Source organism: Streptomyces sp. Root431 (assembly GCF_001426585.1).
Classification (GTDB): domain Bacteria; phylum Actinomycetota; class Actinomycetes; order Streptomycetales; family Streptomycetaceae; genus Streptomyces; species Streptomyces stackebrandtii.
Genome location: NZ_LMEI01000009.1, coordinates 357,173 through 382,764, shown reverse-complemented (window position 1 = coordinate 382,764; position 25,592 = coordinate 357,173). Strand labels below are relative to the sequence as shown.

25 protein-coding genes are annotated in these 25,592 nt (G+C 71.5%); 19 read left to right on the top strand and 6 right to left on the bottom strand.

What is annotated here, in order from left to right:
- Nucleotides 1–9: 9 nt before the first annotated feature.
- On the bottom strand, nt 10–1,005 hold the full coding sequence (locus ASC82_RS15260) for a Gfo/Idh/MocA family oxidoreductase (RefSeq protein ID WP_056647422.1): 996 nt from the start codon (nt 1,003–1,005) through the stop codon (nt 10–12).
- 166 nt (nt 1,006–1,171) lie between these two features.
- On the opposite strand from ASC82_RS15260, the gene ASC82_RS15255 reads away from it, so the two are divergent.
- The 7 genes from ASC82_RS15255 (at nt 1,172) to ASC82_RS15225 (ending at nt 7,251) form a co-directional block, all read left to right on the top strand.
- Nucleotides 1,172–1,900, top strand: a complete 729-nt coding sequence (locus tag ASC82_RS15255; RefSeq protein WP_056648584.1) for a GntR family transcriptional regulator — start codon at nt 1,172–1,174, stop codon at nt 1,898–1,900.
- A gap of 122 nt (nt 1,901–2,022) precedes the next feature.
- Complete coding sequence (locus ASC82_RS15250) at nt 2,023–3,006, top strand: sugar ABC transporter substrate-binding protein (RefSeq protein ID WP_056648581.1); 984 nt, start codon at nt 2,023–2,025, stop codon at nt 3,004–3,006.
- Nucleotides 3,003–4,058, top strand: a complete 1,056-nt coding sequence (locus ASC82_RS15245; RefSeq protein ID WP_056647419.1) for an ABC transporter permease — start codon at nt 3,003–3,005, stop codon at nt 4,056–4,058. The genes ASC82_RS15250 and ASC82_RS15245 overlap by 4 nt, the downstream gene beginning before the upstream one ends.
- Nucleotides 4,055–4,849, top strand: a complete 795-nt coding sequence (locus ASC82_RS15240; RefSeq protein WP_199862539.1) for an ATP-binding cassette domain-containing protein — start codon at nt 4,055–4,057, stop codon at nt 4,847–4,849. The genes ASC82_RS15245 and ASC82_RS15240 overlap by 4 nt, the downstream gene beginning before the upstream one ends.
- 37 nt (nt 4,850–4,886) lie before the next feature.
- The gene (locus tag ASC82_RS15235; protein ID WP_056647416.1) at nt 4,887–6,062 is read left to right on the top strand and encodes an ROK family glucokinase; all 1,176 of its coding nucleotides are present in this window, start codon (nt 4,887–4,889) and stop codon (nt 6,060–6,062) included.
- The gene (locus tag ASC82_RS15230; RefSeq protein WP_079039278.1) at nt 6,059–6,646 is read left to right on the top strand and encodes a hypothetical protein; all 588 of its coding nucleotides are present in this window, start codon (nt 6,059–6,061) and stop codon (nt 6,644–6,646) included. Before ASC82_RS15235 ends, ASC82_RS15230 begins: the two co-directional genes overlap by 4 nt.
- An 86-nt stretch (nt 6,647–6,732) precedes the next feature.
- Nucleotides 6,733–7,251, top strand: a complete 519-nt coding sequence (locus tag ASC82_RS15225; RefSeq protein WP_056647412.1) for a hypothetical protein — start codon at nt 6,733–6,735, stop codon at nt 7,249–7,251.
- 85 nt (nt 7,252–7,336) lie between these two features.
- On the opposite strand, the gene ASC82_RS15220 is transcribed toward ASC82_RS15225, so the two are convergent.
- On the bottom strand, nt 7,337–9,673 hold the full coding sequence (locus ASC82_RS15220; protein ID WP_056647410.1) for a M9 family metallopeptidase: 2,337 nt from the start codon (nt 9,671–9,673) through the stop codon (nt 7,337–7,339).
- A 292-nt stretch (nt 9,674–9,965) separates the two neighbouring features.
- Here ASC82_RS15220 and ASC82_RS15215 point away from each other — a divergent pair, with 292 nt between their 5' ends.
- The 8 genes from ASC82_RS15215 to ASC82_RS15180 all read left to right on the top strand — a co-directional run bounded on the left by ASC82_RS15215 (nt 9,966) and on the right by ASC82_RS15180 (nt 16,600).
- Nucleotides 9,966–11,225 carry an alpha/beta fold hydrolase gene (locus tag ASC82_RS15215; RefSeq protein ID WP_056647408.1) on the top strand — a complete coding sequence of 420 codons (1,260 nt, stop codon included), beginning with the start codon at nt 9,966–9,968 and terminating at the stop codon, nt 11,223–11,225.
- A 9-nt stretch (nt 11,226–11,234) separates the two neighbouring features.
- On the top strand, nt 11,235–11,867 hold the full coding sequence (locus tag ASC82_RS15210) for an MBL fold metallo-hydrolase (protein ID WP_024757766.1): 633 nt from the start codon (nt 11,235–11,237) through the stop codon (nt 11,865–11,867).
- 39 nt (nt 11,868–11,906) lie between these two features.
- Nucleotides 11,907–12,686 carry an exodeoxyribonuclease III gene (locus ASC82_RS15205; protein ID WP_056647406.1) on the top strand — a complete coding sequence of 260 codons (780 nt, stop codon included), beginning with the start codon at nt 11,907–11,909 and terminating at the stop codon, nt 12,684–12,686.
- 105 nt (nt 12,687–12,791) lie between these two features.
- On the top strand, nt 12,792–13,241 hold the full coding sequence (locus ASC82_RS15200; RefSeq protein ID WP_056647404.1) for a DUF6278 family protein: 450 nt from the start codon (nt 12,792–12,794) through the stop codon (nt 13,239–13,241).
- A 161-nt stretch (nt 13,242–13,402) separates the two neighbouring features.
- Complete coding sequence (locus ASC82_RS15195) at nt 13,403–14,149, top strand: amino acid ABC transporter ATP-binding protein (protein WP_056647401.1); 747 nt, start codon at nt 13,403–13,405, stop codon at nt 14,147–14,149.
- Nucleotides 14,150–14,162: 13 nt separating this feature from the next.
- The gene (locus ASC82_RS15190) at nt 14,163–15,083 is read left to right on the top strand and encodes a glutamate ABC transporter substrate-binding protein (protein ID WP_056648577.1); all 921 of its coding nucleotides are present in this window, start codon (nt 14,163–14,165) and stop codon (nt 15,081–15,083) included.
- An 18-nt stretch (nt 15,084–15,101) separates the two neighbouring features.
- Entirely contained in the window at nt 15,102–15,746 is a 645-nt protein-coding gene (locus ASC82_RS15185) for an amino acid ABC transporter permease (RefSeq protein ID WP_056647399.1), read from the top strand.
- The gene (locus tag ASC82_RS15180) at nt 15,743–16,600 is read left to right on the top strand and encodes an amino acid ABC transporter permease (protein ID WP_056647396.1); all 858 of its coding nucleotides are present in this window, start codon (nt 15,743–15,745) and stop codon (nt 16,598–16,600) included. Before ASC82_RS15185 ends, ASC82_RS15180 begins: the two co-directional genes overlap by 4 nt.
- A gap of 38 nt (nt 16,601–16,638) precedes the next feature.
- Here the strand turns inward: ASC82_RS15180 and ASC82_RS15175 are convergent, their stop codons facing one another.
- Nucleotides 16,639–18,195, bottom strand: coding sequence for a CocE/NonD family hydrolase (locus ASC82_RS15175; protein WP_056647394.1), 1,557 nt, complete (start codon nt 18,193–18,195; stop codon nt 16,639–16,641).
- A 279-nt stretch (nt 18,196–18,474) separates the two neighbouring features.
- Here ASC82_RS15175 and ASC82_RS15170 point away from each other — a divergent pair, with 279 nt between their 5' ends.
- Both ASC82_RS15170 and ASC82_RS15165 read left to right on the top strand, forming a co-directional pair.
- The gene (locus tag ASC82_RS15170) at nt 18,475–19,689 is read left to right on the top strand and encodes an RNA-guided endonuclease TnpB family protein (RefSeq protein WP_056648576.1); all 1,215 of its coding nucleotides are present in this window, start codon (nt 18,475–18,477) and stop codon (nt 19,687–19,689) included.
- A 186-nt stretch (nt 19,690–19,875) separates the two neighbouring features.
- The gene (locus ASC82_RS15165) at nt 19,876–21,138 is read left to right on the top strand and encodes a cytochrome P450 (RefSeq protein WP_056647391.1); all 1,263 of its coding nucleotides are present in this window, start codon (nt 19,876–19,878) and stop codon (nt 21,136–21,138) included.
- On the opposite strand, the gene ASC82_RS15160 is transcribed toward ASC82_RS15165, so the two are convergent.
- Nucleotides 21,089–21,820 (bottom strand): hypothetical protein, encoded by a 732-nt coding sequence (locus ASC82_RS15160; RefSeq protein ID WP_056647389.1) that lies wholly within the window; start codon nt 21,818–21,820, stop codon nt 21,089–21,091. The two genes, ASC82_RS15165 and ASC82_RS15160, sit on opposite strands and share 50 nt — an antisense overlap.
- A gap of 104 nt (nt 21,821–21,924) precedes the next feature.
- On the opposite strand from ASC82_RS15160, the gene ggt reads away from it, so the two are divergent.
- Nucleotides 21,925–23,736, top strand: coding sequence for a gamma-glutamyltransferase (gene ggt / locus ASC82_RS15155; RefSeq protein ID WP_056647387.1), 1,812 nt, complete (start codon nt 21,925–21,927; stop codon nt 23,734–23,736).
- A gap of 72 nt (nt 23,737–23,808) precedes the next feature.
- Here ggt and map read toward each other — a convergent pair whose 3' ends face one another.
- Nucleotides 23,809–24,576, bottom strand: coding sequence for a type I methionyl aminopeptidase (map, locus tag ASC82_RS15150; RefSeq protein WP_056647384.1), 768 nt, complete (start codon nt 24,574–24,576; stop codon nt 23,809–23,811).
- Nucleotides 24,577–24,608: 32 nt separating this feature from the next.
- On the opposite strand from map, the gene ASC82_RS15145 reads away from it, so the two are divergent.
- A complete protein-coding gene (locus tag ASC82_RS15145; protein WP_017236823.1) occupies nt 24,609–24,860 on the top strand; it encodes a helix-turn-helix transcriptional regulator in 252 nt (83 codons plus the stop codon).
- Between the two features lie 12 nt (nt 24,861–24,872).
- Here ASC82_RS15145 and ASC82_RS15140 read toward each other — a convergent pair whose 3' ends face one another.
- Nucleotides 24,873–25,589 carry an NAD(P)H-binding protein gene (locus tag ASC82_RS15140; RefSeq protein ID WP_079039277.1) on the bottom strand — a complete coding sequence of 239 codons (717 nt, stop codon included), beginning with the start codon at nt 25,587–25,589 and terminating at the stop codon, nt 24,873–24,875.
- Nucleotides 25,590–25,592: the final 3 nt, after the last annotated feature.

Here is a 25,592-nt window from a genome sequence, read left to right as displayed (position 1 = left end):
GGGACCCCGTCAGGAAGCATCCACCCGCACCGGGCGCCGCTCGCGGCGCGACAGCTCGCACGCCTCGGCGATCCGGAGCGCCGCGAGCGCCTCAAGGCCGTCGCACGGATTGGCCGCCTCGCCGCGCACCAGCCGGACGAAGGCGTCCAGCTCCGCCTCGTACGCGGGGCCGAACCGCTCCAGGAAGCCCTGCCAGGGCTTGCCCGGTGCCGGCGGGCCGTGCGCCTCGACCGAGGCGAGCGGGGTCCGGTCGTCCAGGCCCACCGCGATCTGGTCCCGCTCGCCCGCCAGCTCCATCCGGACGTCGTACCCGGCGCCGTTGCACCGGGTCCCCGTCGCCGTCACCAGCGTGCCGTCGTCCAGGGTGAGGAGCGCGGCGGCCGTGTCCACGTCCCCCGCCTCCCGGAACATCGCGGGCCCCGCGTCCGAGCCCGTCGCGTACACCTCCACGACCTCCCGCCCGGTCACCCACCGCACGATGTCGAAGTCGTGCACCAGACAGTCCCGGAAGAGCCCGCCGGAGAGCGGCAGGTACGCGGCGGGCGGCGGCTCCGGGTCGGACGTCGCCGCCCGTACGGTGTGCAGCCGGCCGAGCCGCCCCGACCGCACCGCCTCGCGCGCCGCCCGGTACCCCGTGTCGAAGCGGCGCATGAATCCCAGCTGGAGCTCGGTGCCCGCCTCCGCCACGGCCCGCAGCGCCGTTCGGGTGCCGGGCACGTCCAGGGCGATCGGCTTCTCGCAGAAGACCGGCAGACCCGCCCCGGCGGAGCGGGCGATCAGCTCCGCGTGCGCGGCCGTCGCCGAGGCGATCACCACCGCGTCCAGGGCGTGCCCCAGCAGGGCCGCCACGTCGGGCGCCGCCTCCGCGCCGAGCGCACCCGCGACCCCGGCCGCCCGCGTCGCGTCCGCGTCCGCCACGACCAGCGACTCGACCTCCGGGTGGCGGGCCAGCACCCCCGCGTGGAAGCTCCCGATCCGTCCCGTACCGATGAGTCCGATGCGCATGGCCCCACCGTGGATCCGTACGACCCCGGTGTCAAGAATGTGTCAGGACAACCGGACGTCACGACGTCCCGTCACCGTTCCGGTCGGCGCCTTCCGGACATCGGCGGGCCCGGCTACGCTCCCCTCCGTGTCCAAGCAGTCCGGCTCCCCCCTGCCCCCGCTCTCCGTGGACCGCACCAGCCCGGTCCCGCTCTACTTCCAGCTGGCCCGACAGCTGGAGAGCGCGGTGGAGGACGGGACGCTGCCGCCCGGCACCCTCCTCGGCAACGAGATCGAGCTCGCCACCCGCCTCGGCCTCTCCCGGCCCACCGTCCGCCAGGCCATCCAGTCCCTCGTCGACAAGGGCCTCCTGGTCCGCCGCCGCGGCGTCGGCACCCAGGTCGTGCACAGCAGGGTCCGGCGCCCGCTGGAGCTCAGCAGCCTCTACGACGACCTGGAGGCCGCTGGCCGCCGCCCCGCCACCCGGGTCCTCACCAACCGCCTCGAACCCGCCACCGCGCCGGTCGCCGCCGCCCTCGGCGTACCGGAGGGCAGCGACGTCCACTACCTGGAGCGGCTGCGGACCGCGTACGGCGAGCCCATGGCGTACCTGCGCAACCACCTGCCCGCCGGTCTCCTCGACCCGGGCGAGCCGGACACGGAGCGCCTGGAGACCACCGGCCTCTACCGCATGCTCCGCGCCGCCGCGCTCACCCTGCACAGCGCCCGCCAGTCCATCGGCGCCCGCGCCGCGGCCCCGGAGGAGGCCGCGCTCCTGGACGAGCGGGCGGGCGCCCCGCTGCTCACGATGGAGCGCACCACCTACGACGACACGGGCCGGGCCGTCGAGTACGGATCCCACCTCTACCGGGCCGCGCGCTACTCCTTCGAGCTCCAGCTGATGGTGCGCCCCTGATCACACAGGCCCCGCTGACATGCGCCGCGACCCGCATGACCGATACTGCAATGCACGCAGAAGGACACAAAGGAGGGCACGGCCTCGTGACCAGGCTTCGGACAGGAGGGGTACGGGCCGTCATCGGCGCCGTGCTCGCGCTCGCGCTCACAGGAGCGCTCGCGGGGTGCAGCAGCACCGGCGGCAAGCGGGCGGAGGACGCCCGCAAGGCCGCGGCGGCACAGGGCAGGGCGGCCGTCGACACCCCCCGCTGGACCTTCGCCATGGTGACCCACTCCGGTGACGGCGACACCTTCTGGGACATCGTCCAGAACGGCGCCAAGCAGGCCGCCGTCAAGGACAACATCAACTTCCTCTACGCCCACAGCGACGAGGCCCAGCAGCAGGCCCAGCTCATCGACTCGTACGTCGCCAAGGGCGTCGACGGCCTCATCGTCACCCTCGCCAAGCCCGACGCGATGAAGGCCGCAGTGGAGAAGGCCGTCAAGGCCGGCATCCCGGTGATCACCGTGAACTCCGGCGCCGCGCAGTCCAAGTCCTTCGGCGCCCTCACCCACATCGGCCAGGACGAGGCCGTCGCCGGCGAGGCCGTCGGCGACGAGCTGGACAAGAGGGGCCGGAAGAAGGCCCTCTGCATCCTGCACGAGCAGGGCAACATCGGCCACGAGGAGCGCTGCGCCGGAGCGAAGAAGACCTTCGGCGGCGAGCTCGTGAACCTCTACGTCGACGGCACCAACATGCCCGACGTCAAGGCCTCCATCGAGGCCAAGCTCCAGTCCGACAAGGCCATCGACGCCGTCGTCACCCTCGGCGCCCCCTTCGCCGACGCCGCCGTCCAGGCCGCGAAGAGCGCCGGGAGCAAGGCCGAGATCGACACCTTCGACCTCAACGCCAAGGTCGCGACCGCACTCCAGGCCGGCACGCTCGGCTTCGCCGTCGACCAGCAGCCCTACCTCCAGGGCTACGAGGCCGTCGACCTGCTCTGGCTGTACCGCTACAACGCCGATGTCCTCGGCGGCGGCAAGCCGGTCCTCACCGGCCCGCAGATCGTCACCAAGGACCAGGCGGGCGCGCTCAAGGAGTACACGGAGCGGGGTACCCGATGAGCTCCACCGCCCCACCGTCCGACGGCGTCGACCACGTCGACGAACGTCTCCTGCGCACCACCCCGCTGAAGAAGCTCCTCGCCCGCCCCGAGCTCGGCTCGGTCGTCGGCGCGATCGCCGTCTTCGTCTTCTTCTCCGTCGCCGCCGACAGCTTCCTGCGCCCCGCCAGCCTCGGCACCGTGCTGTACGCGGCCTCCACCATCGGCATCATGGCGGTCCCCGTCGCGATGCTGATGATCGGCGGCGAGTTCGACCTCTCCGCCGGTGTCATGGTCACGAGCTCCGCGCTCGTCTCCTCGATGTTCAGCTACCAGATGACGGCGAACGTCTGGGTCGGCGTCGGCGTCTCGCTGCTCGTCACCCTCGCGATCGGCGTCTTCAACGGCGTCATGCTGACCCGCACCAAGCTGCCCAGCTTCATCATCACGCTCGGCACCTTCCTCATGCTGACCGGCCTGAACCTCGGCCTCACCAAGCTGATCAGCGGCACCGTCTCCACCAAGTCCATCGCCGACATGGAGGGCTTCCCCTCCGCCCGGAAGCTCTTCGCCTCCCAGGTGACCATCGGCGGCGTCGAACTCAAGGTCACCATCCTGTGGTGGCTCGGCCTCGTCGCCCTCGCCACCTGGATCCTGCTGCGCACCCGCTTCGGCAACTGGATCTTCGCGGTCGGCGGCGGCGCCGACGCCGCCCGCGCGGTCGGCGTCCCGGTCTACCGGACGAAGATCGGCCTCTACATGGGCGTGGCCTTCTGCGCCTGGATCTCCGGCCAGCACCTGCTCTTCTCCTTCGACGTCGTCCAGTCGGGCGAAGGCGTCGGCAACGAACTGATCTACATCATCGCGGCCGTCATCGGCGGCTGTCTGATCACCGGCGGATACGGCTCCGCCATCGGCTCGGCCGTCGGCGCCCTCATCTTCGGCATGACCAGCAAGGGCATCGTCTACGCCGAGTGGAACCCGGACTGGTTCAAGTTCTTCCTGGGAGCGATGCTCCTCCTGGCGACCCTCCTGAACGCCTGGATCCGCAAGCGCGTGGAGGCCACCAAGTGACCACGGACCGGACCCCCCTCGTCGAGCTCGACGAGGTCAGCAAGTACTACGGGAACATCCGCGCCCTCGAAGGGGTCTCCCTGAGGGTGGACGCGGGCGAGATCACCTGCGTCCTCGGCGACAACGGCGCCGGCAAGTCCACCCTCATCAAGATCGTCGCCGGCCTTCACCGGCACGACGCCGGCACCTTCCGCATCGAGGGCGAGGAGGTCACCCTCGCCAACCCGCGCGACGCCCTCGACCGGGGCATCGCCACCGTCTACCAGGACCTCGCCGTCGTCCCGCTCATGCCGGTCTGGCGGAACTTCTTCCTCGGCTCCGAGCCCACCAAGGGCTCCGGCCCCTTCAAGCGGCTCGACGTCGACCTCATGCGGAGTACCACCCGCGAGGCGCTGCTGCGCATGGGCATCGACCTGCGCGACGTCGACCAGCCCATCGGCACCCTCTCCGGCGGCGAGCGCCAGTGCGTGGCCATCGCCCGCGCCGTCCACTTCGGCGCGAAGGTCCTCGTCCTCGACGAGCCGACGGCCGCGCTCGGCGTCAAGCAGTCCGGGGTCGTCCTGAAGTACGTGGCGGCCGCACGTGACCAGGGCCTCGGCGTGGTCCTCATCACCCACAACCCCCACCACGCCTACCTCGTCGGCGACCGTTTCGTCCTGCTCAAGCGGGGCGTGATGGCCGGCAGCCACACCAAGACCTCCGTCACGCTCGACGAGTTGACCCGCCAGATGGCCGGCGGCACCGAGCTGGAGGACCTCCGCCACGAACTGGAACGCCCGTCCGCGACGTAACGGCCGCTTCACACCCCACCTGGCAGAATCGGAGCCGATGAGTACCTACCGCGACCTCACCCACCGGGGATCGGCCCGGGGCACCGTGCTGCGGACCGTCGGGACCCGGGAGCGGCGCTCCCACCTGACGGCGCCCCGGGTGCCGACCGTCGGCATCGACATCGGCGGTACGAAGGTGATGGCCGGGGTCGTCGACGCGGACGGCAACATCCTGGAGAAGCTCCGCACCGAGACCCCGGACAAGTCGAAGAGCCCCAAGGTCGTCGAGGACACCATCGTCGAGCTCGTCCTCGACCTCGCCGACCGGCACGACGTGCACGCCGTCGGCATCGGCGCGGCCGGCTGGGTCGACGCCGACCGGGCCCGGGTCCTCTTCGCCCCGCACCTCGCCTGGCGCAACGAACCCCTCCGGGACGCGCTCCAGGGCCGCCTCGCCGTCCCCGTCATGGTCGACAACGACGCCAACACCGCTGCCTGGGCCGAGTGGCGCTTCGGCGCCGGACGCGGCGAGGACCACCTCGTCATGATCACCCTCGGTACGGGCATCGGCGGCGCGATCCTGGAGGACGGCCAGGTCAAGCGCGGCAAGTACGGCGTCGCCGGCGAGTTCGGGCACATGCAGGTCGTCCCCGGCGGGCACCGCTGCCCCTGCGGCAACCGCGGCTGCTGGGAGCAGTACAGCTCGGGCAACGCCCTCGTCCGCGAGGCCCGCGAGCTGGCCGCCGCCGACTCCCCGGTGGCGTACGAGATCATCGAGCGGGTCAAGGGGAACATCCCCGACATCACCGGACCGCTGATCACCGAGCTCGCCCGCGAGGGCGACGCCATGAGCATCGAGCTGCTCCAGGACATCGGCCAGTGGCTCGGCGTCGGCATCGCGAACCTGGCCGCCGCGCTCGACCCCTCCTGCTTCGTCATCGGCGGGGGCGTCTCCGCCGCCGACGACCTCCTGATCGGCCCCGCCCGCGACGCCTTCCGCCGCCACCTCACCGGCCGCGGCTACCGCCCCGAGGCCCGCATCGTCCGCGCCCAGCTCGGCCCCGAGGCCGGGATGGTCGGCGCCGCCGACCTCGCCCGACTCGTCGCCCGCCGCTTCCGCCGCGCCAACCGGCGCCGCGTCGAGCGGTACGAACGGTACGAGCGCTACGCCCAGGCCCTGCGCAGCGGGACCACGGGCCGGACCGTCCGTCCCCCCGAGGATTCCTCTTCATGACCGTGCCCCACCCGTCCCGCCCACCGCATTCGCCGAACTCGCCGCACGGAAAGCTGCCGGAGGAGCGGCGGCACATGATCCGCCGCCGCTGGATAACGGCCGTCATCATCGTGCTGCTCGTCGGCATCCCCGCCGGCTACCTCCTCGTCTCCGCGGGCCAGAGCCGCGACAGCGGCCGCGACAAGGAGCGCGAGTCCTCCGCCGCGGGCCTCCAGACGAACCCGCCCTCCAAGATGAAGCGCCGGGTCTTCGAGGTCCCGATCCCCGGCGGGGCCTGGGACGTCGCGTACTACGAGACCAGCAACTGGAAGACCAGCCGCCTCTACGTCCAGTTCACGACGGACGCCTACGGCCTCGACGCCTTCCTCGCCGACTCCGGCACCGCCCGGGCGCAGCTCACCCCCGGGCGGATCACCGTCGGCGACCGCGACGCCGAGATCGCCGGCTGGTCCTTCGCCGAGGGCATGACCTGGGCGGGGACGACGGTCAGGCGCGAGGAGCCGCGCCCGACCACCGACATCACGGTCGACCTCACGGACCCGGCGTTCCCCCGCGTCTACGCGGTCTCCACCACCAGCCCCTGACTGCGGCCGCACCGCCCGGGCGCGGGCGGCGTCACGGTTTCCGCATTCTCTTCCCTTGCCCGCCAAGGGTGTTGGAGGATCCACGCATGAACCCGAATGCGACCGAACCCACCGCCGACGCGGCGGCCACGTACCTCGCGGCGCTCCAGGCACGACTGACGGCCGACGGCTGCACGGTGACCCTGCCGCACTGGAACGACCGCCGGGTGGTGACCGGTTGCCGCGCCGACCGCAAGGTCCGCTGGTTCGGCACGAAGGCCGAGCTGTTCGTCTTCGCGACCGCCGTCCCCGAGATCGACGCCGATACCCTCGGGGAGTTCACCACCTGGGCCATGCGCTACGCCAAGAGCCTGCGCGGTGGCATACCCGGCGCCCGCAACGCGGCCCTGGTGCTCCCCGCCCTGGTGAGCCCGCGCGTGCGCCCCGAGGCCGCCCAGTGGGCCGCGCAGGACGCCCGGATCCTCGACACCACGCTGATCAGCCGCCCCCTCACGGTCGAGACCGCCCCGGAGGCCGTACGGACCACGATGTACCGGGGCCGGGTCATGTGGGGCGGCATGTTCACGGGCCACGTCCTGGAGAAGGCTGCCCTCTACTTCCCGTGATCGCCGCCGCGGTGCGGCAGCCGCTCTCCTGCGGGCGCGTCGACGGGACCGGTCGGCAGCGGCCGCCCGGTCCCGTCGAACGGGCTTACTTGGACTGCGTGGAGAGGCTCACGCCGCTGAAGTCCTGCGCGGCGGCGAGGCTGAAGTAGACCCAGCCGGACGGCGGGTTGTCGATCGTCAGCGTCTCGCCGTTCCCGGCGTTGGTGGACTTGGCCTGGTAGCTGCTCGTGGTGGCCCAGCTGCTGCCGCCGTAGTACAGGTCGGCGTTGCCGGTGCCGCCGCTGCTGGTGATGGTCAGCTGCTTGACGCCGGCCGGCAGGTAGACGAAGTGGTAGCTGTAGTTGCCGGTGGCGGCCGCGAGGTTGTCGCGGCGGCAGTTCTGGTCGAACTGGCGGGCGTCGCCGATGGTGCAGAGCGGGGCGAGGGCGGCCGAGGCCTCCGGCAGGGGCCCGCAGTCGTTCGTCGCGCAGGTCGTCGTCAGCCAGGTGGCGAAGCCGGCGTCGTAGTTCGTGCCGATGGTCTGCTTCAGGAAGGTGCGGGCACCGTTCCAGTCGCCGGCGCGGTACTTGTTCAGCACGGTCTCGACGTCGGCGGGGTGCGCCTGGAGCATGTAGCGGACGGCGAGGAAGCCCCAGCGGTAGACCCGGTTGGAGTTGACCTCGGGGTCCTCCTCCTGGCCGTAGACGGTGTCGAAGAGCTCGCTGAGCTTGTACGTCTTCTTGCCGGCCTCCGCGATCGCGTCGGCGTTGCGCTCGCCCCGGTAGCCGAAGGAGATGTTCTCGGCGATGCCCTCGACCCACCAGATGGTCGGCGTGGTCATGCCCGCCTCGAAGTCGCCGTACATGTTGTAGCGGCCGTCGAGGTAGTGGGTGTACTCGTGGTTGAGGTTCCAGATCTGGAAGTCCGGGCGCAGCCAGTGGGCCTCGTGGGCGATGAAGCGGGCCTGGTTGCCCGCGGCGGCCGGGTTGCCCTCCTCGTACATGCCGCCGTTGTCGACGTCGATGTTGTAGATGGCCCAGGCGTACAGCGAGTAGTTGGTGTAGTCGTCGAAGACGACGACCTCGAGGTTGGTGTTCACGTCACCGGGGATCGCGCCCTTGTCGCCGATGACCCGGTGGAAGTAGGCGTCCTGGTTGACCAGGCTGGTGCAGGTGGCGGCCAGCTGGCCGGGGGACATGTCCTGGGCGCGGATCTTCAGGCCCGGGGTGCAGGTGTGCTGGATCGGCAGGATCACCGGGAGCACGCGGTCGCCGAGGTCGCAGATGGCGTAGGCGGCGCAGTTGTTCCTGTCGTACTGGCGCGTGTACCAGCCCAGGTTCATGGTGAGCGGCGCGGTGGGGCCGACGTTCGGGTAGCGGTTGATCAGGTCCTTCAGCAGCGGCCGGACCCGGTCCTTGAGCTCGGGGACGTCGAGGGCGTAGCCGAGGAAGCGGCCGACGTTGCTGACGACGTCGAGGCGGTTCAGCTGCGCGCCGTTGCGGGTGATGAAGCCGGCCCAGGTGTCGAGGATGGCGGGGTCGGCCTTGAGGGCGGCCCGCCAGCCGCGGTCGTCGTTCTTGGCCTTGAAGCCGTTCTCGACGACCCACTCGACGTGCTGCATGGCGAGGTTCATCTGGCCGGGCCAGGTGGCGTCGTAGCTGCCGAGCATCCACTTGACGACGCCCGCGTAGCGGCCGGCCGCGTGGGTGCTGTCGATCAGCGTGACGACCTCGTTGAGGATCTCGCCGTTGGCGTCGGTGACGTCCTTGCTGCGCGGGGAGGCGAAGAACGCGTCCAGGGCGCCGCGCGCCGCGCCGTCGAGCGCGGTGCCGTAGTCGCCGACGACGTCGGAGTGGTTGTCCTGCACGTAGTAGCCGGCGCGCAGGAACAGCACCAGCTGGCCGATGGCGGCGCTGTTGCTGCCCGAGTACGTGGCGGAGGCGTCGCGCAGGGCGTTGGCGACGGTCACCATCTGGGGCTCGCGGAAGGCCTTGCGCGCGTCTTCCCCGGTGAGGTTGAACAGCGGGTACGTACAGGTGATCTGGGGGAGCGCCTTGAGCTGCTGAACCAGCGCGCTGCCCGTGGCGTTGATGACGCCGGAGAGGTCACTGCACGCGTCCGCGGTGGCGGCGGCGGACGGGGACTGCTTGCCGACCTTGACGGGCTTGAGGGCCGGGGCGGGCGCCGGGGCGAGTTCCTCGGTGCCGTCCTGCGAGGAGATCCGGAAGCGGGAGCTGTTGCTCATCGCGTCGGGCGACTTGGGGACCGGGATCGACCGCGGGGCCGGGGCGGCGGTGCCCCGGGCGTTCGCGCCGGCCGGGGGCGTGGCGCCGGCGGAGGCGGCCTGGCTCGGTGGCGTGAAGAGGCCGAGCGCGAGGAAGACGGCCGCGCCGAGTGCGGGAAGTCTTCGCGCGTTGGCCTTCGATATCCGGAAGGGATGCATCTGTGGGGGCCTCCGGGGCCGTTGTGGCCGCGTGCTGGGACACGGGGCGACTGATGTGTGACGTGTAAAATTTCACATGTCGCATCGCACCGGAAGTCTTTCGGCCAGATTGGCTTGCCCTGGCGGCGGATCCGTCGTCGACCACCGCCCCGGGAATCCGGCGCCCGCGGCTTCGACCGGACCGCGGCGACCGACGGCGAGAGCCGCCACGACCAGGCATTCGGGCCGTCAGGACCGGCCGGTCGTGCCCCCGGTCACAGGGGCGCGGGGAAGAGATGAGAGGGTCGGGCGGGTGAGTGAGACACCGACGAACACCCTGCAATACCGCGTCGACGGGCAAGAAGACGCCCCGGTCCTGGTCATCGGGCCCTCTCTGGGCACCACATGGCACATGTGGGACCGCCAGATACCCGAGCTCACCCGCGAGTGGCGGGTCGTCCGTTTCGACCTTCCCGGGCACGGCGGCGCCCCGGCCGAACCCTTCACCTCCGTCGCCGAGCTCGGCGACCGGCTCCTCGCCACCCTCGACGCCCTCGGCGTCCAGCGCTTCGGCTACGCGGGCTGCTCCCTCGGCGGCGCCGTCGGCCTCGACCTCGCGCTGCGCGCACCCCAGCGGGTCGCCTCGCTCGCCCTGGTCGCCACCTCGCCGCGGTTCGGCAGCGCCGACGAGTTCCGCCAGCGCGGGGTCATCGTGCGGACCAACGGCCTGGAGCCGATGGCCCGCGCCGCCCCCGAGCAGTGGTTCACCCCGCTCTTCGCGGGCGCGCAGCCGGCCATCGTCGAGTGGGCCGTGCAGATGGTCCGCACGACCGACCCGGCTTGTTACGTCGCCGCCTGCGAGGCCCTCGCGGCCTTCGACGTCCGCGAGGCGCTCGGCCGCATCGGCATCCCCGCCCTCGTCCTCGTCGGCTCGGAGGACCAGGTCACCGGCCCCGCCGAGGCCCGCACCCTGGTCGCCGGCATCGCCGACGCCCGGCTCGCCGTCGTCCCCGGCGCCTCGCACCTCGCCCCCGTCGAGCAGCCCGCCGCCGTCACCGACCTGCTCATCGAGCACTTCGCGGGCACCGCCCAGGAGGCCGGCGGCACCCTGACCGTGCCGCCGGTCCCCGCGGTCCCGGCCCCCGCCGCGGAGCCCGTCCCCGCACCCCCGGCAGCCGAGCCCGACGCGGCCGCGCGGCCCGACCCGTACGAGACGGGTCTCGGCCTGCGCCGCGAGGTCCTCGGCGACGCGCACGTCGACCAGGCCCTCGCCGACGATCCCGACAGCGCCCTCCAGGGGCTCGTCACCCGGTACGCCTGGGGCGAGGTCTGGGGCCGCGAGGGCCTCGACCGGCGCACCCGCAGCGTCGTCACCCTCACGGCGCTCATCGCCGGAGGCCACCACGAGGCGCTCGCCGACCACACCCGGGCCGCCCTCCGCAACGGCCTGTCGCCCGACGAGCTCCGCGAGATCGTGCTCCACGCCGCCGTGTACTGCGGCCTCCCGGCCGCCGAGACCGCGCAGCGCGTGGTCACCCGCGCCATCCGGGAGGAGACGACGCCGCCCGCGTAATCTGGCGGCGTGAAGCTGACGAAGAAGTCCCACGCCTGTGTCCGGCTGGAGAAGGACGGGCGGACGCTCGTCCTCGATCCGGGGATGTTCACCGAGGAGGACGCGGTCCTCGGGGCGGACGCCCTGCTCGTCACCCACGAGCACCCGGACCACTTCGACGAGGGCCGGCTGCGCCACGCCCTGGAGGCCAACCCGGCCGCCGAGATCTGGACGCTGCGGAGCGTCGCCGACCAGCTCTCGGCGGCCTTCCCCGGCCGGGTGCACACCGTCGGCCACGGCGACACCTTCACCGCCGCCGGGTTCGACGTCCACGTCCACGGCGAACTGCACGCGGTGATCCACCCCGACATCCCGCGCATCACCAACGTCGGCTACCTCGTCGACGGCGCCGTCTTCCACCCGGGCGACGCGCTCACCGTCCCCGACCGGCCCGTCGACACCCTGCTGCTGCCGGTCATGGCCCCCTGGAACAAGATCTCCGAGGTCATCGACTACGTCCGCGAGGTGAAGCCGCGCCGCGCGTACGACATCCACGACGCCCTCCTCACCGACCTCGCCCGACCGATCTACGACCGGCAGATCGGCGCCCTCGGCGGCACCGACCACTCCCGCCTCGCCCCCGGCGCCTCCGCCGAGCTCTGAATCCGCCGACTGTCACACCCCGCCAGTAGGCTTGCGCCCATGCGCATCGCCACCTGGAACGTCAATTCCGTCACCGCCCGGCTGCCCCGCCTCCTGGCCTGGCTGGAGAGCACCGGCACCGACGTGCTGTGCATCCAGGAGACCAAGTGCACCGCCGAGCAGTTCCCCACCGAGGAGCTGCGCGCGCTGGGGTACGAGTCGGTGGTCAACGCCACGGGACGGTGGAACGGCGTGGCCCTGGTCTCCCGCGTCGGCCTCGCCGACGTGGTCACCGGCCTGCCCGGCGGCCCCGAGTACGAGGCCGCCCAGGAGCCCCGGGCCATCTCCGCGACCTGCGGCCCGGTCCGCGTCTGGTCGGTCTACGTGCCGAACGGCCGCGAGGTGGCCCACGACCACTACGCGTACAAGCTGCGCTGGCTGGAGGCGCTCAAGCTGGCCGTCGCGGACGACGCGGCGGGGGACCGGCCCTTCGCCGTCCTCGGCGACTACAACATCGCCCCGGCCGACGAGGACGTCTGGGACATCGCCGAGTTCGAGGGCCTCACGCACGTCACCGAGCCGGAGCGGGCCGCCCTCGCCGGCCTGCGCGAGACCGGCCTGACGGACGTCGTCCCGCGCCCCCTCAAGTACGACCACCCGTACACGTACTGGGACTACCGCCAGCTCCGCTTCCCGAAGAACAAGGGCATGCGCATCGACCTCGTCTACGGCAACAAGCCCTTCGCCGAGGCGGTCTCGGACAGCTACGTGGACCGCGAGGAGCGCAAGGGCAAGGGGGCGTCGGACCACGCGCCGGTCGTCGTCGACCTCGACGTCTAGCTCGACGTCCGGCCCGCGTCCGCCCCGGATGTGACGCCCGGCACGCCGAGATGATCTCCGCGCGCCGGATGGTCGACCCGACGGTGACGGTGCGACGCTGTTCGGATGAACATTCCGTTTCTGGACAGCTGGCGCAGGCGCCACGGGCCCGACGGCGATGCCGCTGCGTCTCCGCTGACCGCGGCCTTCGACCGTGACCCCGAGGGAGTGGGGGAGCTGCTCGCCGAGTGCGAGCTGCTTCGCGCCCGCGTCGAGGAGTCCGGGGTGGCGCTCGACGACTCCCCGCGCTCCCTCCAGGAGCTGGACCAGCTGCCGCCCCGCTGGCGGGACGACCCGGAGGAGCTGCCCTGGATCGGCAACGACGCCGGTCTCTACCTCGGCACCGTGATCGTGCGGAACGTCCCCGGGGCCCGCTGGCAGGTGTGGCCCGGCGGCGGCCCCGTCGTGCGGCTCGCCTCCGGCCGGGAGATCCAGGTCGTCGAGGCCGGTCTCGACTGGGCGATGACCGGGGCGCCGGAGCTCTACCAGGTGTACGCGGAGGCCGCCGAGCAGTGATTCGGCGTCCGTCCTGACCCCGCCTCGACCTCACCGCCCGCCACCCTTTTGCAGTAAATACGGCTTATTCCGGTTTCATGCGTGTCGGCCGTGAAGTCCCTTTTTCTGGTGGATAGTTTGCGCTGACCGCGACACCGCTGAGAAACGGGGCAGGGCAGCGTATGGCCGTCGTCGATCCGCTGATCGAACTGCGTGGCGTCAACAAGCACTACGGCGCGCTGCACGTCCTCCAGGATGTGGACCTCACCGTCGGCCGCGGCGAGGTGGTCGTCGTCATCGGCCCCTCCGGCTCGGGAAAGTCCACCCTCTGCCGGGCCATGAACCGGCTGGAGCGCGTCGAGTCGGGCGAGATCGTCATCGACGGACAGCCCCTCCCCGACGAGGGCAAGGCGCTCGCCCGGCTGCGCGCCGAGGTCGGCATGGTCTTCCAGTCCTTCAACCTCTTCGCGCACAAGACCGTCCTCGCCAACGTCTCGCTCGCGCAGATCAAGGTCCGCAAGCGCAAGAAGGAGGAGGCCGACCGGCGTTCGCGCGAACTCCTCGACCGGGTCGGCCTCGCCGCGCACGCCGAGAAGTACCCCGCCCAGCTCTCCGGCGGCCAGCAGCAGCGCGTGGCCATCGCCCGCGCCCTCGCCATGGACCCCAAGGCCCTCCTCTTCGACGAGCCGACCTCCGCGCTCGACCCGGAGATGATCAACGAGGTCCTGGAGGTCATGCAGCAACTGGCCCGCGAGGGAATGACGATGGTCGTCGTCACCCACGAGATGGGCTTCGCCCGCTCCGCCGCCAACCGGGTCGTCTTCATGGCCGACGGGCGGATCGTCGAGGACCGCACGCCCGAGGAGTTCTTCACGACTCCGCGCAGCGAGCGCGCCAAGGACTTCCTCTCCAAGATCCTCAAGCACTGAGCGGGCGGTGACCATGCAGCGTACGCACCGGACCCCCCTGCTCCCGCTCGCCCTGCTGCTCGCCGTGTCGTCGGTACTCGGCGGCTGCGGCCGGGAGGGCAGCCCGCCCGTCAAGGGCCCCCAGCCAGACCAACTCCCCGTCTACCAGGTCCAGTCGGGCTTCACCCTGCCCGACTCCGGCACCTGGAACCGGGCGAAGAAGCGCGGCAAGCTCGTCGTCGGCGCCAAGGAGGACCAGCCCTACATGGGCGAGAAGGACCCCGCCACCGGGCGCTACTCCGGCTTCGACATCGAGGTCGCCAAGATGATGGCGGCCTCCCTCGGCTTCGAACCGTCCGACGTCGAGTTCCGCACGATCGCCTCGGCCAACCGCGAAACAGCCCTGCAGAACGGGCAGATCGACTACTACGTCGGCACCTACACCATCAACGACAACCGCAAGAAGCTCGTCGGCTTCGCCGGCCCCTACTACCAGGCGGGCCAGTCCCTCCTCGTCCGCACCGACGAGAACGACATCGCCGGACCGCAGGACCTGGCCGGCAAGCGGGTCTGCTCGGCCGCCGGATCCACCCCGTACCAGCGGATCGAGAAGGACTATCCGAAGGCCGAACTCGTCGCCTACGACACGTACTCCGTCTGCGTGGACAACCTGCTGACATACCAGGTCGACGCGGTCACCACCGACGACACCATCCTCATGGGGTACGCCGCCAAGGTCCCCGACGAACTCAAGGTCGTCGGCAAGCCGTTCTCCGAGGAGCCGTACGGCATCGGCGTCCCGCGCGGGGACAACGCGCTGCGGTTCGCCCTCGACGACGCCATCGCCGCCCACGAGAAGAACGGTGACTGGAAGAAGGCCTACGACGCCACCCTCGGCCTCTCCGGGGTCCCCGCCCCGACGCCGCCCGCCATCGACCGCTACCCGGCGAGCTGACCGGAGGAGCCCCCCGACATGGACGTCCTGACCGACAACTTCTCGCTCTACGCCGAGGGCTTCTTCGGAACCGTCGAACTCACCGTCTATTCATCGGCATTGGCCCTCGTGCTCGGCTTCGTCATGGCCTCCTTCCGGGTCGCGCCGGTGGGCTCCTTCCGGGTCTTCGGCGCGGTCTGGGTCGCCGTCCTGCGCAACACCCCGCTGACCCTGCTCTTCTTCGCGGTCATGCTGGGCCTGCCCCGCTTCGGACTCGTCCTGCCCTTCGAGGTGTTCGCGGTCCTCGCGCTCGGCTGCTACACCTCGGCCTTCATCTGCGAGGTGCTGCGCTCCGGCATCAACACCGTGCCGCGCGGCCAGGGCGAGGCGGCCCGCAGCCTGGGCATGTCCTTCTCCCAGACCCTCGGCGCGGTCGTCCTGCCGCAGGCCTTCCGTACGGTCATCCCGCCCATCGGCTCCACCCTGATCGCCCTCGCCAAGAACTCGGCGATCGCCGGGGCGTTCAGCGTCACCGAACTCCTCGGCACCTACAAGACGTTGAGCGAGCTCGGCTACAACATCGTCTGGACCTTCGTCTGGATCGCCGTCGGATACCTGATCATCACCCTCACCATCAGCGCGATCTTCCACTTCCTGGAGAAGCGCTGGGGAGTCGCCCGATGACCGAGTCCACCGCCCTCTACGACATCCCCGGGCCGCACGCCCGGCGGCGTCACCTCCTCTACGGCATCGCGTCCACCGTCGTGATCCTCGCGCTGGCCGGCTGGTTCCTCTATCTCCTCTTCGACACCGAGCAGTTCACCTCCACCAAGTGGTCGCCCTTCCTCTACGAGGGCATCCAGGAGCTGCTGCTCAAGGGCCTCGGCAACACCCTCAAGGCCTTCGCCTACGCCTCGGTGCTCTCGCTCGCGCTCGGCGCGGTCCTCGCCGCCGGGCGGCTCTCCGAGCACCGCGTGCTGCGGTGGACCTCGACGCTGTTCGTCGAGTTCTTCCGCGCGATGCCCGTCCTCGTGATGATCTTCTTCATCTTCGTGGCGCTGAAGGTGCAGCCGCTGCCCGCGCTCGTCGCCGGACTGACCCTCTACAACGGCTCGGTGCTCGCCGAGGTCTTCCGCACCGGCGTCCACGCCGTCGCGCGCGGCCAGGGCGAGGCCGCGTACGCGCTCGGCATGCGCAAGACACAGGTCATGACGTACGTCCTCGTGCCGCAGGCCGTTCGGGCGATGCTGCCGGCCATCATCAGCCAGCTCGTGGTGGCCCTCAAGGACACCTCGCTCGGCTTCCTCATCACCTACGAGGAGTTCCTCCACGCGGGCAAGCTGATCGCGTCGAACCTCGACTACGACCTGCCGTTCATCCCCGTCGTGCTGGTCATCGCACCGATCTACATCGGGATGTGCATGCTGCTCTCCTGGTTCGCCACCTGGGTGGCGCGCCGAGAGCGCCGCAGCCCGAAGACGAAGGCCGTGGACGTCGCGCCGGCCGACCCCGGGACGCTGCTGCCGGGAGCGCAGTAGCTGCTGTGAAGCCCTGCCCGTCCGGCAGCAGCCGGTGATCACTTCTCCCGCAGCGGTACCGACACGTACGACGGGTCGGCCGAAGGGGAGGAGAAGGTCAGCTGCGCGCCGGTCGGGTTGTGCTCGATGTAGAGCGGGTCGACGGTGTCGACCACCAGGGCGAGGCGGTGTCCGGCCGGTACGTCGTACGCCGTGGAGAACAGCTCCAAGTCGACGGCGAACGGCTTTCCGGGCGTCCTGCCGTGGAAGGTGTACGGGGCGTTGCCGACCAGCTTGCCCACGCCGAGCGGGCCCACGTCGTAGAGGTACGCGACGAGGGTGCCGCTCTCCTTCGTCGAGGTGACCGTGGTGTGGACCTTCGCCGTGCCGCGCACGCGCTGCGGGGTGTCGTACCGCTCGGACTGCCAGACGCCGGCGAAGGCGCGGGGGAGCAGCGGGACGGAGACGGTGGGCGGGGTGCGGAGGAACTGGTCCAGGAGGTTGGTGAGCAGGGTGATGCCGCCGTTGGCGCCGGAGTCGACGTTCGCCCAGACCCGCTGCGTACCGTCGAGGTCGAACTTCCGCTGGTTCGCGTGGACGGACTTCCAGTCGGGGTAGCCCTCGTAGCCTTCGGTGGAGCGGGACTTGAGCTGGACGGGCTGCTCGCGGTCGATGCCGTTGTCGACGCCCTTGAGGTGGTGGTCGAACCAGCGGTGGGCGTTGGTCCAGGTGTCGTTGGGGAGCCCGAAGAGGCCGGTGGCCTCGGCGGTGGCGTGGTCGCCGGGGCGGAACTCCAGCCGCTTGGGGCCGGTGAGCTTCTCGTAGAAGCTCGCGTACTGGTTGGGCGGGAAGATCGTGTCGCCCCAGGCGTTGCCGAGCATGATCGCGGCGCCGTTGGCGTTGATCCGGTCGAGGTAGGTGACCGGGGACCGCTCGCGGCCCCAGGCGATCATCTCGTCCTCCTTGTCGAGGTTCGACGAGAGGAAGTCGCCCAGGATCTCCTTGAGTTCGGGTCCCGGCCGCCCGGTGAGGTAGCCGGCGCCGCCGAGCAGGGCGGCGGCCTGGAGGTGCTGGGTGCGGCCGCTGTAGATGGATTCGATGAGGTCGGCCCAGCCGCTGAGCGCGGCGACGGCCTTGACCCGGGGGTCGTGCGCGGCGGTGAGCAGGCTGATCCCCGCACCGTAGGAGACGCCCGCCATGCCCACGTGGCCGGCGTCGGCCGGGGTGTTCGCGAGGGCCCAGTCGATGACCTTCGAGGCGTCGGCGATGTCCTTCGGTCCAGCGGTCTCGATCTCGCCGCCGGACTGCCAGAAGCCGCGGGAGTTGTAACTCACCACGATGTAACCGGAGTCGGCGAGCTTCTTCGCCTGGGCGAGGTACTCGATCTGCGGCATGGCCCAGCTGGTGGGCAGCACGATCAGGGGGAGCCCGGCCGAGGCGTCGGCGCCCGCGGGGGTGACGACGTTCGCCTTGAGGACGGTGCCGCCCTCCCCGGCGATGTCGACGAAGCGGATGCCGGTGGACGCGGTGTCGGAGGCCTGGGCGGCGGGCGCGAGCCCGAGCGCCGTCCCGGCCACCAGAGCGGCCGAGACGGCGAGGGTCAGGGATGTACGCACGGGGCACTCCTCACAGGGGCACTGTTGGGGGCAGTGAAAGTGACCCGACGGTAACCGGAGCGCTTTACCCGTGGTAACTGGTGGGTAAGTTACGTGCGGGTAACGATTGGCTGGTCGCCCTGGAGGGCGCTGGCCCTCCCGCGTGTCGGGGGACGTGGCGCACCGCTGCAGGAGCCTGCGAAGTTGGGCAGGGCGGTCTTCGGTGTGGCGACTTGTCGCCAGGAGGGCCGTTGCTGTCGATGGCCCGCATTATGGTGGCGCGTGAGGGGGTGGATCGGGGTGATTCGTGCGTACAAGTTCCTGATGCGGCCCACGGTGGGTCAGGCGGCAGCGCTCGGCGAGATGCTGCGTGATCATTGCTCCCTCTACAACGGCGCCTTGCGGGAGCGCCGGGACGCCTACCGGCACGCCTCCAAGACCTCGATCACGTACGGGATACAGTCCGCGCAGCTCAAGGAGATCCGGTCCTTCGATCCGGAGCGGCAGGGCCGCTGGTCGTTCTCGTCGCAGCAGGCCACCCTGCGCCGCCTGGACAAGGCATTTCAGGCGTTCTTCCGGCGCGTTAAGGCCGGTGAGGCGCCGGGATACCCCAGGTTCCGGGGCGTGATGTGGTTCGACACCGTGGACTTCCCGAGGGATGGGGACGGCTGCCGGTGGGACTCCACCCCGCACGACCCCGTCACCCGTGTCCGCCTCCAGGGCGTCGGACATGTCAAGGTGCACCAGCATCGGCCGGTGGTCGGCAAGGTCAGGACCGTGTCGGTTAAGCGCGAAGGTCGACGCTGGTACGTCATCCTGACCGCCCAGCAGGCGCAGCCCGAGCCGCTTCCGGCGACCGGCGGTGTGGTCGGCATCGACCTGGGCATAGCTAACTTCCTCGCCGACTCCGGCGGCGGGTTCGTGCCCAACCCTCGTCACGGGCGGAGGGCCGCCGCGAAGCTCGGCGCCGCGCAGCAGGCCCTCGCCCGATTCCCCCGCGTCCGCCGGGACAAGCGCACCAGGAACCACCGGCGGGCCGTGCAGAAGGTTGCCGACCTCCACCGCAAGGTCCGCCGCCAGCGCCTCGACCATGCACACAAGACGGCGCTTGACCTCGTGCGCCAGCATGACGTCATCGCGCACGAGAACCTCAAGATCCGCAATATGGTCAAGGCCCCGGCGCCCAAGCCGGATCCCGGACGGTCGGGCAGCTTCCTGTCCAACGGGGCCGCAGCGAAGGCCGGACTCAATCACTCGATCTCGGATGCCGGATGGGGGGTGTTCCTGACGATCCTGCACGTCAAGGCTGAAAGCGCCGGACGGGAAGTGATTGCCGTGGACCCCCGCAACACCTCCCGGACCTGCCCCGCATGCGGGCATGTCGCCAAGGAGAACCGGCCCACCCAGGAGAAGTTCCACTGCGTCTCGTGCGGCCACACCGCGCACGCAGACACGGTGGGCGCTCTGAACGTTCTACGGGCCGGGCTGGTCCATCGCAACGCCCGCCAGGGTTAGCGAGAAGCCCCCGGATTCAGCCGGGGGAGGAGTCACGTGCCCCCTGTTCTCCGTGTGATGCACGACGGAGATTCTGGGAGTCGGAGGACCGGCCGGACAAGGCTCGCGAACTGTGCGTTCCGTCCTACGAAAACCGTCTCTGACCTGTCATGATGGAAACGTCTTCACCCCTGACTTGGAGGCGCGGTGCAGCAGTCGAGCGGCGTACCGGACGTCTTCGACCCGCGGATCTACGCCGTAGGGATCCCGCACGACCGCTTCCGCGCCCTGCGCGACCGCGCGCCCGTCGCCCGGCAGGAGGAGCCGGAGATCCTCGGCTGGCCCGCCGGGCCCGGCTTCTGGGCCGTCACGCGGCACGCCGACGTCGTCCGGGTCCTCAAGGACTCCGGCACGTACTCCTCCGCCCTCGGCGCCACCCAGATCCGGGACCCCGACCCCGCCGACCTGCCGTTCATCCGGCGCATGATGCTCAATCAGGACCCGCCGGAGCACGTCAGGTTGCGGCGACTCGTCAGCCGGGCCTTCACCCCCGCGCGCATCGAGCGGTTCGCCGCCACCGCGCGCGAGCGGGCCCGGAAGCTCCTCGCCGAAGCGGTCGCGGCCGCGGCCGGCGGCGAGGTGGACCTCGTCCGTACCGTCACCGACGACTACGCCCTGCTCAACCTCACCGACCTGCTCGGCGTGCCCGCGGGCGACCGGGGGCTGCTGCACGCCTGGACCGAGCGCGTCATCGCCTACCAGGACCCCGACGAGCCGCCCGTCCTCGACGCCGACGGGCGACCCGTCAATCCCCGGTCGCCCGCGATGCTCGCCGAGATGTTCGGCTACGCGCAGGAACTCGCCGTATACAAGCGCGCACACCCCGCCGACGACGTGATGACCTCGCTCGCCACCTCCGAACTCGCCGACGCCGAGCTGGAGATGTTCTTCTTCCTGCTGACCGTCGCCGGCAACGACACCGTCCGCAGCGCCGCCCCCGGCGGTCTCCTCGCCCTCGCCGAACACCCCGGGGAGCAGCGGAGGTGGTGGAGCGGCAGCGTCGCGGCGGACACGGCCGTCGACGAACTGCTGCGCGTGCACCCGCCCGTGCTGTCGTTCCGCCGCACGGCGGCCCGGGACACCGAGCTGGCCGGGCAGACGATCCGGGCGGGCGACAAGGTCGTCGTCTTCCACGCCTCCGCCAACCACGACGAGCGCGTCTTCCCTGCCCCCCACCGCCTCGACCTCGGCCGCACCCCGAACCCGCACGTCTCCTTCGGCGACGGCCCCCACGTCTGCCTCGGCGCCCACTTCGCCCGGCTTCAGCTCCGGGTGCTGTACGAGGAGGTGCGCGAGGCCTGCGGCGGCCTCGCGCCCGCCGGCCCGCCCCGGCGCCTCGTCTCCAACTTCATCAACGGCGTCAAGACGCTGCCGGTGCGGCTGCGGGAGCCGTCCGCGCCTCCCGCGTGACATCGGCCACCAGCTCCACCACATCGGGGCCGTACGCCTGAGAGTTGACCACCTTGAGGAGCAGCACGAACGACCCCGAACGGTGGGAGCGCGCGAGCGACTCGTAGTGGCGCGCGAGATAGCGGGTCGCCGCCTGGTTGGTGATGGCCCGCTGGCCGCAGAAGAGGAAGACCGGCCGGCCGCCCTCGCCCGCCGTGAGCCGGGCCAGGATCACGTACTCGGATATGCCCACCTCCGAGACGTAGCGCTCCGAGCCGATCTGGAACATGCCCCGGACCGGGCTCGGCTCCACCTCGACGTTGACCACCACGCCCGGCAGGAGAGTGGCCAGATGGGCGTCCATCCGCCGGTTCGAATAGGGGCCGCCGACGCAGAACTCGGTCCGGTCCCCGAACCCCTGGTGCGTCTGGTCGTGGCTGAGTATCCGGGCCTGCGCCCCGCAGTCCTTGATGAGCGCGGAGAGTTCGAGCAGCGCGAACACGTCGAAGCGGTGCACCGCACGCTCCCCGCCCGACTCCCTGTTCACCACGAGCAGGCACTCCGAGTTCCCCGGCAGCCCGAAGAACGCCTGCTTGCGGCGGAGCCTGCGCCGCCACAGATACGTGCGGCCCAGCCAGCCGAAGGAGGCGCTCACCCCGGTGGCCAGGACCCCGAGCACGATGTTGCGCACGTCTTCGTTCATGGGCGCGCATGTTATCGGCGATCCGGACTTCGTTCGAGGCGGTCCTGACGGGAGGTGCGAACGGAAGTTACGCTGCGCGGACGGTTGTTGACTGGAGGTTGCGCATGCGTCGATCCGCCGCTCGGAAGGTCTCCGCTCTCGCTGTCGCGGCGACGGTCCTCTCGGTGGGCGCCGCCGCGCCACCCGCGGCCCCTCCCGGCGCCCCGCCGGGGCCGGTCAAGGAGCCCGTCGCCGTCGGCTACGGCGGAGCGGTCGCCAGCGTCGACGCCGACGCCTCGGCCGCCGGCATCGAGGTGCTCCGCAAGGGCGGCAACGCCGTGGACGCGGCCGTCGCCGTCGCGGCGGCCCTCGGCGTCACCGAGCCCTACTCCGCGGGGATCGGGGGCGGCGGCTACTTCGTCTACTACGACGCCAAGAGCCGTACGGTCCACACCGTCGACGGGCGCGAGACCGCGCCCCGCTCCGCCGACACGAACCTCTTCGTGGAGAACGGCAAGCCGATCCCCTTCGAGGAGGGCATGACCAGCGGCCTCGGCGTCGGCACCCCCGGCACCCCGGCGACCTGGAAGACCGCCCTCGACGCCTGGGGCAGCAAGCGCCTCGCCACCCTCCTCGAACCTGCCGAGCGGCTCGCCCGCGACGGATTCACCGTCGACCCCACCTTCCGCGCGCAGACCGCCGCCAACGAGGCCCGGTTCCGCGACTTCCCGGACACCTCCTCGCTCTTCCTGCCCGGCGGCCAACTGCCGGTCGTCGGGACGGTGTTCAAGAACCCCGACCTGGCCCGTACGTACGAGACGCTCGGCCGCGAGGGCGTCGGCGCCCTCTACCGGGGGCCGCTCGCCCGGGACATCGTCGACACCGTCCGCACGCCCCCGGTCCGCGAGGGCGCCACCCGGAAGGTCCGCTCCGGCGACCTGACGGAGCGTGACCTCGCCGCGTACCGCACCGAGTTCCGCAAGCCCACGAAGGTCGCGTACCGCGGGCTCGACGTCTACGGCATGGCCCCGTCCTCCTCCGGCGGCACGAGCGTCGGCGAGGCGCTCAACATCCTGGAGGGCACCGACCTCTCCGCCGCCACCCGGGCCGGCTATCTGCACCGCTTCATCGAGGCCAGCCGGATCGCCTTCGCCGACCGGGGCCGCTGGGTCGGCGACCCCGCCTTCGAGTCCGTCCCCACCCGCGGGCTGCTCTCCCAGCGGTACGCCGACTCCCGCGCCTGCCTGATCCGCGACGACGCCGTCCTGACCAGCCCGCTCGCGCCCGGCGACCCCCGCGACCCGGCGCCCTGCGCGAGCGGCGGGACCGCGGCCCCGACCACGTACGAGGGCGAGAACACCACCCACCTGACGGCCGCCGACAAGTGGGGCAACGTCGTCGCCTACACCCTGACCATCGAGTCCACCGGCGGCAGCGGCATCACCGTGCCCGGCCGGGGCTTCCTGCTCAACAACGAGCTGACCGACTTCTCCTTCGCCCCCGCGAACCCGGCCGTGCACGACCCGAACCTGCCCGGCCCCGGCAAGCGCCCGCGCTCCTCGATCTCCCCGACGATCGTCCTCGACCGGCACGACCGGCCCGTCCTCGCCCTCGGCTCGCCGGGCGGTGCGACCATCATCACGACGGTCCTCCAGACCCTCACCGGGGTCGTCGACCGGGGCCTGCCGCTCGTCGACGCGATCGCCGCGCCCCGCGCCAGCCAGCGCAACCAGGCCACCACCGAGCTCGAACCCGGCCTGTGGAACAGCCCGCTGAGGGCGGAGCTGGAGGGGATCGGGCACGGCTTCCGGCAGAACCCGGAGATCGGCGCGGCCACGGGCGTGCAGCGCCTGCCCGACGGCCGCTGGGTGGCCGCCGCGGAGACGGTCCGCAGGGGCGGCGGCTCGGCGATGGTCGTCCGACCGGCGGGACGGTAGCGGGCGCCATGTCGATCCCGGCGGACCGGTAGCGGGCCTCCGGGGTCCACAGGGCCTCCGGGGCCTACAGGCCTACAGGGCCGTGAGCACGCGCGGGCCGTCGTCCGTGATCGCGACCGTGTGCTCGGCGTGGGACGCGCGCGAGCCGTCGAGCGTACGGATCGTCCAGCCGTCCCGCGCCGTGTAGTGGTCGTCCGTGCCGCCGCCGATCAGCATCGGCTCGATCGCGAGCACCATCCCGTGCCGCAGCTTCATGCCCCGGCCCGGGCGTCCCTCGTTGGGGACGCCCGGGTCCTCGTGCATGGTGCGGCCGATGCCGTGGCCGCCGAAGCCGTCCGGGATGCCGTAGCCCGCGGCGCGGCAGACCCGGCCGATCGCGTGCGCGATGTCGCCGATGCGGTTGCCGACGACGGCCGCCGCGATCCCCGCCTCCAGGGCCTCCTCCGCCGCGGCGATCAGCCGCGTGTCCTCCGGCCGGGCCCGGCCGACCGTGAAGCTGACGGCCGCGTCGCCCGCCCAGCCGTTCAGGAGCGCTCCGCAGTCGACGGAGACCAGGTCGCCGTCGGCGAGCCGGGTCCCGTCGGGGATGCCGTGCACGATCGCGTCGTTCACGGAGAGGCACACGACCGCCGGGAAGGGCACCGGCGCCCACTCCGGGTGGTAGTCGAGGAAGGGCGAACCGGCGCCCGCCTCCGCCAGGACCTCACGGGCGGCCCGGTCCAGTTCGGTCAGGGCGACGCCCGGCGCGGCCTTCTCCCGCGCGGCCGCGAGGGCCCGGGCCACCACGCGTCCCGCCTCGCGCATCGCCGCCAGGGATTCGTTCGTCTTGATCTCCACCATGCCAATTACTATACCGGTATTAGAATGGCGGCATGGTGCGCACACCCCTGACCCCCGAAGAGCGCGAGCGTGGCGAGCGCCTGGGCCTCCTCCTGCGCTCGGCGCGCGGCGAGCGGTCCATGGTCGAGATCGCGGCCGCGGCCGGCCTGTCCGCCGAGACCCTCCGCAAGATCGAGACGGGCCGGGCCCCGACCCCGGCCTTCTTCACCGTCGCGGCCCTCGCCGGTGTCCTCGACCTCTCCATGGACGAACTCGTGGTGCTCTGCGCACCGGCCCCGGTCTGACGGCCCAGCCGCTCACACCGACACGGCCAGCTGCACCCGGCTGTGACGCGGGCGCTCGATCTCGTCCAGGAGCGCGAGCGCCAGATCGGCGTGCCCGATGCGGCCGGGTCCCTCGATCACCGTGCCCACGGCCGTCCGGTACGCGCCGGTCCGCTCCGCCTCCGCGTTCAGGTCCAGCGGCGGGACGACCATCAGCCAGTCGAGCCCCGGCCCCGCCTCGGCCGTGAGCAGCTCGAACTCGGCGACGTGTCCCTGGGCGAAGGCGCGCCACTCCGCCGGGAACTCGGGCGCGTCCATGATCCGTACCCCCGGCGCGGTCTCCAGGGTCGTGGCGATCCCGAGGGTGAGCAGCCGCCGCACCCCGGCCTCCGCGAGGCCCGCGACCAGGGCCTTGGCCGCCGCCGTGAAGTACTCCTCCGAGGGCAGGTCCAGGCGGACGGTCGCGTTCACCGCCGCGTCGTGCCCGGCCGCGAGGGCGGCCACCGAGGCCGCGTCCGTCGCGTCTCCCCGTACGAGCTCGACGCCCGCGCCCTCCAGGTCGCGGTACGCGGCCGGGTCGCGGACCACGGCCGTCACCCGGTGGCCCCGGGCCACCGCCTCCGCCACGGCCGCCCGGCCGACCCGCCCGCCGGCACCGAAGACCACGATGCGCAGGCCGGCGTGGTCGTTGCTGTCGTTCTTGCTGTCGAGGTCGATGTCGATGTCGATGTCGCTGGTGTCGATGTCCATGAC

Bases quoted from the DNA above. Each gene is read 5' to 3' on its own strand.
- ASC82_RS15260 (WP_056647422.1), bottom strand. From the start codon at position 1,005: ATGCGCATCGGACTCATCGGTACGGGACGGATCGGGAGCTTCCACGCG.
- ASC82_RS15245 (WP_056647419.1), top strand. From the start codon at position 3,003: ATGAGCTCCACCGCCCCACCGTCCGACGGCGTCGACCACGTCGACGAA.
- ASC82_RS15235 (WP_056647416.1), top strand. From the start codon at position 4,887: ATGAGTACCTACCGCGACCTCACCCACCGGGGATCGGCCCGGGGCACC.
- ASC82_RS15230 (WP_079039278.1), top strand. From the start codon at position 6,059: ATGACCGTGCCCCACCCGTCCCGCCCACCGCATTCGCCGAACTCGCCG.
- ASC82_RS15225 (WP_056647412.1), top strand. From the start codon at position 6,733: ATGAACCCGAATGCGACCGAACCCACCGCCGACGCGGCGGCCACGTAC.
- ASC82_RS15220 (WP_056647410.1), bottom strand. From the start codon at position 9,673: ATGCATCCCTTCCGGATATCGAAGGCCAACGCGCGAAGACTTCCCGCA.
- ASC82_RS15205 (WP_056647406.1), top strand. From the start codon at position 11,907: ATGCGCATCGCCACCTGGAACGTCAATTCCGTCACCGCCCGGCTGCCC.
- ASC82_RS15200 (WP_056647404.1), top strand. From the start codon at position 12,792: ATGAACATTCCGTTTCTGGACAGCTGGCGCAGGCGCCACGGGCCCGAC.
- ASC82_RS15195 (WP_056647401.1), top strand. From the start codon at position 13,403: ATGGCCGTCGTCGATCCGCTGATCGAACTGCGTGGCGTCAACAAGCAC.
- ASC82_RS15190 (WP_056648577.1), top strand. From the start codon at position 14,163: ATGCAGCGTACGCACCGGACCCCCCTGCTCCCGCTCGCCCTGCTGCTC.
- ASC82_RS15185 (WP_056647399.1), top strand. From the start codon at position 15,102: ATGGACGTCCTGACCGACAACTTCTCGCTCTACGCCGAGGGCTTCTTC.
- ASC82_RS15180 (WP_056647396.1), top strand. From the start codon at position 15,743: ATGACCGAGTCCACCGCCCTCTACGACATCCCCGGGCCGCACGCCCGG.
- ASC82_RS15160 (WP_056647389.1), bottom strand. From the start codon at position 21,820: ATGAACGAAGACGTGCGCAACATCGTGCTCGGGGTCCTGGCCACCGGG.
- ggt (WP_056647387.1), top strand. From the start codon at position 21,925: ATGCGTCGATCCGCCGCTCGGAAGGTCTCCGCTCTCGCTGTCGCGGCG.
- map (WP_056647384.1), bottom strand. From the start codon at position 24,576: ATGGTGGAGATCAAGACGAACGAATCCCTGGCGGCGATGCGCGAGGCG.
- ASC82_RS15145 (WP_017236823.1), top strand. From the start codon at position 24,609: ATGGTGCGCACACCCCTGACCCCCGAAGAGCGCGAGCGTGGCGAGCGC.
- ASC82_RS15140 (WP_079039277.1), bottom strand. From the start codon at position 25,589: ATGGACATCGACACCAGCGACATCGACATCGACATCGACCTCGACAGC.